At 70.8% G+C, this 5,198-nt stretch carries 3 protein-coding genes; 2 read left to right on the forward strand and 1 reads right to left on the reverse strand.

Annotated features, from left to right (window positions below):
• Positions 1–291: 291 nt before the first annotated feature.
• Positions 292–3,033, reverse strand: a complete 2,742-nt coding sequence (locus VLK66_RS24540) for a DUF5916 domain-containing protein (RefSeq protein ID WP_325312139.1) — start codon at positions 3,031–3,033, stop codon at positions 292–294.
• Positions 3,034–3,311: 278 nt separating this feature from the next.
• On the opposite strand from VLK66_RS24540, the gene VLK66_RS24545 reads away from it, so the two are divergent.
• Together VLK66_RS24545 and VLK66_RS24550 are read left to right on the forward strand one after the other, a co-directional pair.
• Positions 3,312–4,127: a carboxypeptidase-like regulatory domain-containing protein gene (locus tag VLK66_RS24545; RefSeq protein WP_325312140.1), complete on the forward strand. Its 816-nt coding sequence runs from the start codon at positions 3,312–3,314 to the stop codon at positions 4,125–4,127.
• 103 nt (positions 4,128–4,230) lie between these two features.
• Positions 4,231–4,992: a carboxypeptidase-like regulatory domain-containing protein gene (locus VLK66_RS24550; RefSeq protein WP_325312141.1), complete on the forward strand. Its 762-nt coding sequence runs from the start codon at positions 4,231–4,233 to the stop codon at positions 4,990–4,992.
• Positions 4,993–5,198 lie beyond the last annotated feature (206 nt).

Genomic DNA, 5,198 nt, shown 5'->3' on the forward strand with positions numbered 1-5,198 from the left:
TTCCGCGCGCAGCCGGTCACCGGCGACTGAAGTCGCAGCAACAACTACGGGAAGCCTCGCAAACTGCGCGAGGCTGATCCGCTCACTCCGCGGCCCCGGTGCTCACGACCAATCTCCTTTCATCCTCCGTGGTCGCGCGTAGCGCGGTGTTCGACTCAGGATGACGTCGGGCGGGTGCGACGCGGAATGATTTCCGGATCCGGATCACGCAGCGGCCGCAGAGAAATCACCGCGAGCGCGGTTTTCGTCTGCGGCCTCCAGTCCCTCCGAGTGAGATTCCTGCAGTTCAGCTCAGCGGCCGAACCAGTAGCTGAACTTCACCACGAACACGTTGTCGGGCGGGGCGTTGAACACGCCCGGGGCGTCGCGGCCGAAGCGGAAGTCGCCGAACGACTCCACCCCGCTGCGCTGCTGCTGCCACACGAAGAAGAGCGTGGATCCCGGCCGGTACTCCCAGCGCAGCACCGCGTTGCCGCGCAGGCTGCGGAAGTTGAAGTCCGGGTTGGGCAGGGTGAAGTTGGCCGTGGCCGGGTTGCGGTCCGGGTCCAGCGTGTAGCCGATGGTCGCGCCGTCGTCCACGATGGGCGAGATCTGCCGGTCGTCGTACACCGTCTTGCGGATGGAGCGCGGCGCCGCGAACTCCTTGAAGCGGCTGAAGCTCCCGCTCGCGACGAGCGGCTGCGCGAACACCTCCAGCGTGAGCGTGGGGCTGAACGTCCAGTTGAGGCGCGTGTTCATGGACAGCTGGTGCTGCTCCAGGTCCGAGAACACGATGCGCTCGCCGAAGAAGTTCGTGACCGTGGGGTCCTCCAGGCGGGTGATGAACTGCGTGCGCACCTGGTTCATGCTGTACGCGGGCCCCACCGAGAGCTGCACGTTGGACGCGGGCTTCACCCGCATGCTCAGGTTGGCCGACCAGGCGTGCGTGCCGTCGGTGCTGGTGCTGTAGTACGGGTTGGTGCTGAACACCACCGCCTTGCGGCTGTCGGTGCTCACGTTCAGGTACCCGGTGAGGTCCGACGGCGTGCGCACCACCGGGCCGCCGCGCGTGAGCCGGTCGTCGCTCAGCGCGCTGTTCCAGATGACGAAGCCGTTCACGTTCCAGTAGTTGGGGAACTGGCCGCCCAGGTAGGCGTGCAGGTCGCGCCCGGTCAGGTCGCCGTCGAAGTTCACCTGCTGCTGCGAGCCCGCGATGGCCACCAGGCTGCGGTAGTGGCGCGTGGGCTTGTTCCACACCCGCAGCAGGTTGGCGTTCATCCACACATAGTCGGCGCGCGGCAGGAAGCCCAGGTCGTTCACCTCGAAGCCGGGGCTGCGGTAGTCCACCGCCGTCTCGAACTGCCAGGGGCCCGCGTCCTTGGCCAGCCGCGTGTATCCCCCGAAGCCGCGCAGCGAGGTGGCGCCCGGCTCGAAGCGGTCGCTGAACAAGCCGTTGCTTCCCTGCCCCCGGTCCGGGCGCTGGAAGTAGCGCGCCGACGAGCGCTGCAGCCGCAGCACCGACGCGCTGTCGCCGCCCGCCTCGCTGACCACGAAGTTGCCGATCAGCGACCAGGCGCGGTTGTTCCAGTACCAGTTCCAGTCGGCGCCCAGCGCCTCGGCGCGCTGCGGGATCAGGTCGCGCAGCGCGTCGCTGTCGAAGCCGCGGTACACGCTGGTGCCGATGGCGCCCACCGTCAGGTTGCCGCCGCGCAGGTTCCGCTTCACCCGCCCCACGAAGTAGTTGGTGGGCGGCTCCACCTGCTCGGTGAACTGGTCGCCGTCCGAGTCCTGCGCCAGCGCCCGCTCCGAGCGGGTGACCGCGTCCAGCACCCCCACCTGGAGGCCGTTCCCCAGGCGCCCGCTGACCTTGGCCGCGCCCAGGATGGTGCTGCTCTCGGGGCTGTGCGTGAAAACGGCGGGCTGCGAGACGAACCCCTGCGGAGACCGCCCGATGCGCCGCGAGTAGAACGGCGACATCGACGAGATGTTGCTGCAGAAGTGGCAGTTGAAGTCGCCGAAGCCGAACAGGCCGCTTCCCTCCACGAAGAAGGGGCGCTTCTCGTCGAAGAAGGTCTCGTACTGGCTCAGGTTCACCACCGCCGGGTCCACCTCCACCTGCCCGAAGTCGGGGTTGATGGTGGCGTCGAGCGTGAGCGTGCTGGTGAGCAGCGCCTTCACGTCGCCGCCCACGCGCCAGGTGGACTGGTGGGTGCTCTCGAACGGGCTTCCCGGCTGGAGGGGGCGCACGAAGCTCTGCCGCGCCAGTGCGTACGGCAGCAGCTCCACCGAGCGCCGCTGCCGGGGCACGTGCAGCTCCGCCAGGTGCCCGAAGCGGCTGGGGCCGCCGGACTCGTTCTTCCCCCAGAACGACCACATGTCCATCTCGTTGCGGCGCTCGATGAAGCGCCACAGCTGCATCCCCCAGGTCTGCACGCTGTCGCGCGGAAAGCGCAGCTGGCTGAAGGGGATGCGGAACTCGGCCGTCCACCCGGCCGAGTCCACGCGCGTCTCCACGCTGTACACCGGGTCCCACGACGGGTCGGCCGAGGGCGAGGCCTGGCCCGCGTCGGACCGGGCGCCCGACGGGTTCACCCAGAACACGGTGCGGCCGGTGTGGTCGTGGTAGGTGTCGAAGATGAGCTGGATGAAGTCGCCCTCGGGCTCCTCGTCGCGGCGGGCCAGGCGGGTGCGCACCCCGGCCGCCCCCAGCGAGTCGTACATCCGCGCGCCGATGTACAGGGCTTCGTCGTCGTACGCCAGGCGCACTTCGGTGCGCTGCGTGGCGGGCTGCCCCTCGTTGGGGTCCTGCTGGCGGAAATCGGTGGCGGCGGGCGCGCTCGTCCAGACCGGCTCGTCCAGCTTTCCGTCGATGGAGATGGGGTCGGTGCGCCGGACGGCGGCCACCTGCGGCGTGGGTCCGCCGCTGGTGTGCCCGGCGGGCTGGCCGGGGTGCGACGCCGGCGTCACCTGCGCCGGGGCGGGCGCCGCGGCCAGCGCGCCCGCCGCCAGGGCGGCCAGCGGCGCGCGGTTGAGGAAGTGCGGAATGCGCATCATCTTCGGGGAGGGACCGGAGTTCTGAGTGCTAAAAGGTTAGCACACGGAGCAGGTTAGCGTCCGCTGGCCGGTGCGTCAACAGTTTCGGAGCGCCCGCCCCCCCTTGGATGCCGGTACGCGCCGGAGCGTTCGCATCGTCTTCGGGCGGCGTGTCCGGGAGATGGAGACCGGGGGGCCGACGGAGGCTTGTTACGATTCCGCCGCGTCATACGTTTCATCTGCAATCGCCGATACTCCGGCCGGCTCCGTGACCGTCTCCCGCCGCCTTCGAATCTCCCATGCGCCTCGCATCTCCCCGCCCGCTCCTTCTCGCCGCGGCGCTCTGCATCGTCCCGCCGCTGGCCGCGCAGACGGTGCAGGGGACGCTGCTGGCGGAGGACGGCGAGACACCGCTCCCCGGCGCGCGGGTGGCCTTGGTCGGCGTGGGCGGCGCCGGGACGGCGGAGGTGACGACGGACGGCGAGGGGCGCTTCACCCTGACCGCCGCCGCGCCGGGGATGTACCGGGTGCGCGCGGTGCCCGCCGGCGGCGCGGCCATGCTGTTCGCGCCGGTTACGCTGGCCGCGGGGGAGCGAAAGGAGCTGGAGTTCCAGGCGCACGCGCCCACGGCGGCGGATTCGGTCTACGCGCTGGCGCCGCTGACCGCCACGGCGGAGCGGCGCCGGGCCCTGCTGGAGCGGCACGGCTTCTACCAGCGCCAGCACCAGTACCCGGGCCGCTTCCTGACGCACGACGACTTCGTGCGGCTGCACGGGCTGCGGCCCATCGAGAAGATCCTGGACCTGGGGATCAGCATGGAGCCGCACGGCTCCGGGCGCTTCCTGCTGTACCGCGTGCAGATCACCGGCGGGGCCGACTCGCCGCACGGGCGCTGCTACCTCTCGGTGTACATCGACGGCGCGCCGGTGAACGACATCCCCCTCACCCAGCTGACGGAGCGGGAGATCGCGGCGGTGGAGTACTACACCCGCGACAACATCCCCCCGGAGTTCAACCCCATGCTGGGCGACCCGGGCTCGCGCTGCGGCTCGCTGGCGATCTGGACCGAGCCGCCTTCGGGCTCCACCTCGAGCGCGGCCTCGCCGGCGCCGTGATGCGGACTCCGGCTGAACGCCTCCGCCGGCTCCGTTGACTCCGTGTGACGATCGAACTTTCTTCTTCCCGGCGTCTCCGCTTCCGCTCGCCCCCGAGATCCGCATGCGCCCGCGTCTCGCCGCTCTCCTGATCTCCATCTCCCTCCCCATCGCCGCGCCGATGGCCGCGCAGGCGGTGGACGGGCGGCTGATGGGCGCGGACGGCGCGAGCGGAATCCCCGCGGCGCTCGTGCGGCTGGTGCTCGGCGACAGCGTGGTGGACGAGGCGGCCACGCGCGCCGACGGCGGGTTCACGCTCGCTTCGCCGGGCGCGGGAACGTTCAGCATCGTGGCGCGGGTGGCGGGCGGGAGCGACGTGGAGTTCGGCCCGGTGACGCTGGCGGCGGGCGAGCGGGTGCCGGTGCTGCTACGCCTTCCCGCCGGCAGCGGCGCGGACCGGCCGGTGGCGCTCGCGGGGGTGACGGCCACGGCCGAGGTGCGGCGGCAGGTGCTGGAGCGGCACGGCTTCTACGAGCGCCAGCACCTGCACCCGGGGCGCTTCCTGACGCACGACGAGCTGGCGCGCCTCCCCGGCATCAGCGTGCTGGACCACATCCGCGGGCTGGGGATCCTGGTGGACCCGCGCGGCGCCAACATCTCCGCGCTCTACCGCTACTCCAAGGGCGCGAAGTGCTTCCTGGCGGTGTGGCTGGACGGCCAGCCGGCGCGCTACACCGAGATCACGCGGCTCACGATGGACGAGGTCGCCGGCGTGGAGTACTACCGCGGCGAGGAGCTGCCGCTGCAGTTCAACCCGTACTACACGCGCCGCAGCTGGGACTGCGGCGCCGTCGTCATCTGGACCCGCCAGCCCGACGCATCGTAAGCCGCGGCGGATCTCGACACGCCCACCGCAAGGAGAGACGTCATCCTGAGTCGAACACCGCGCTACGCGCGACCACGGAGGATGAAAGGAGATCGGTCGTGAGCACCGGGGCCGCGGAGTGAGCGGAATCAGCCTCGCGCAGTTTGCGAGGCTTCCCGTAGTTGTTGCTGCGACTTCAGTCGCCGGTGACCGGCTGCGCCCGCGCA

Origin of the sequence: Longimicrobium sp., assembly GCF_035474595.1 — a bacterium.
Lineage (GTDB): Bacteria > Gemmatimonadota > Gemmatimonadetes > Longimicrobiales > Longimicrobiaceae > Longimicrobium.

What these genes read in the sequence shown, in the direction of transcription:
- VLK66_RS24540 (WP_325312139.1), bottom strand. Translation starts at nt 3,033, where the DNA reads ATGATGCGCATTCCGCACTTCCTCAACCGCGCGCCGCTGGCCGCCCTG.
- VLK66_RS24550 (WP_325312141.1), top strand. Translation starts at nt 4,231, where the DNA reads ATGCGCCCGCGTCTCGCCGCTCTCCTGATCTCCATCTCCCTCCCCATC.
- VLK66_RS24545 (WP_325312140.1), top strand. Translation starts at nt 3,312, where the DNA reads ATGCGCCTCGCATCTCCCCGCCCGCTCCTTCTCGCCGCGGCGCTCTGC.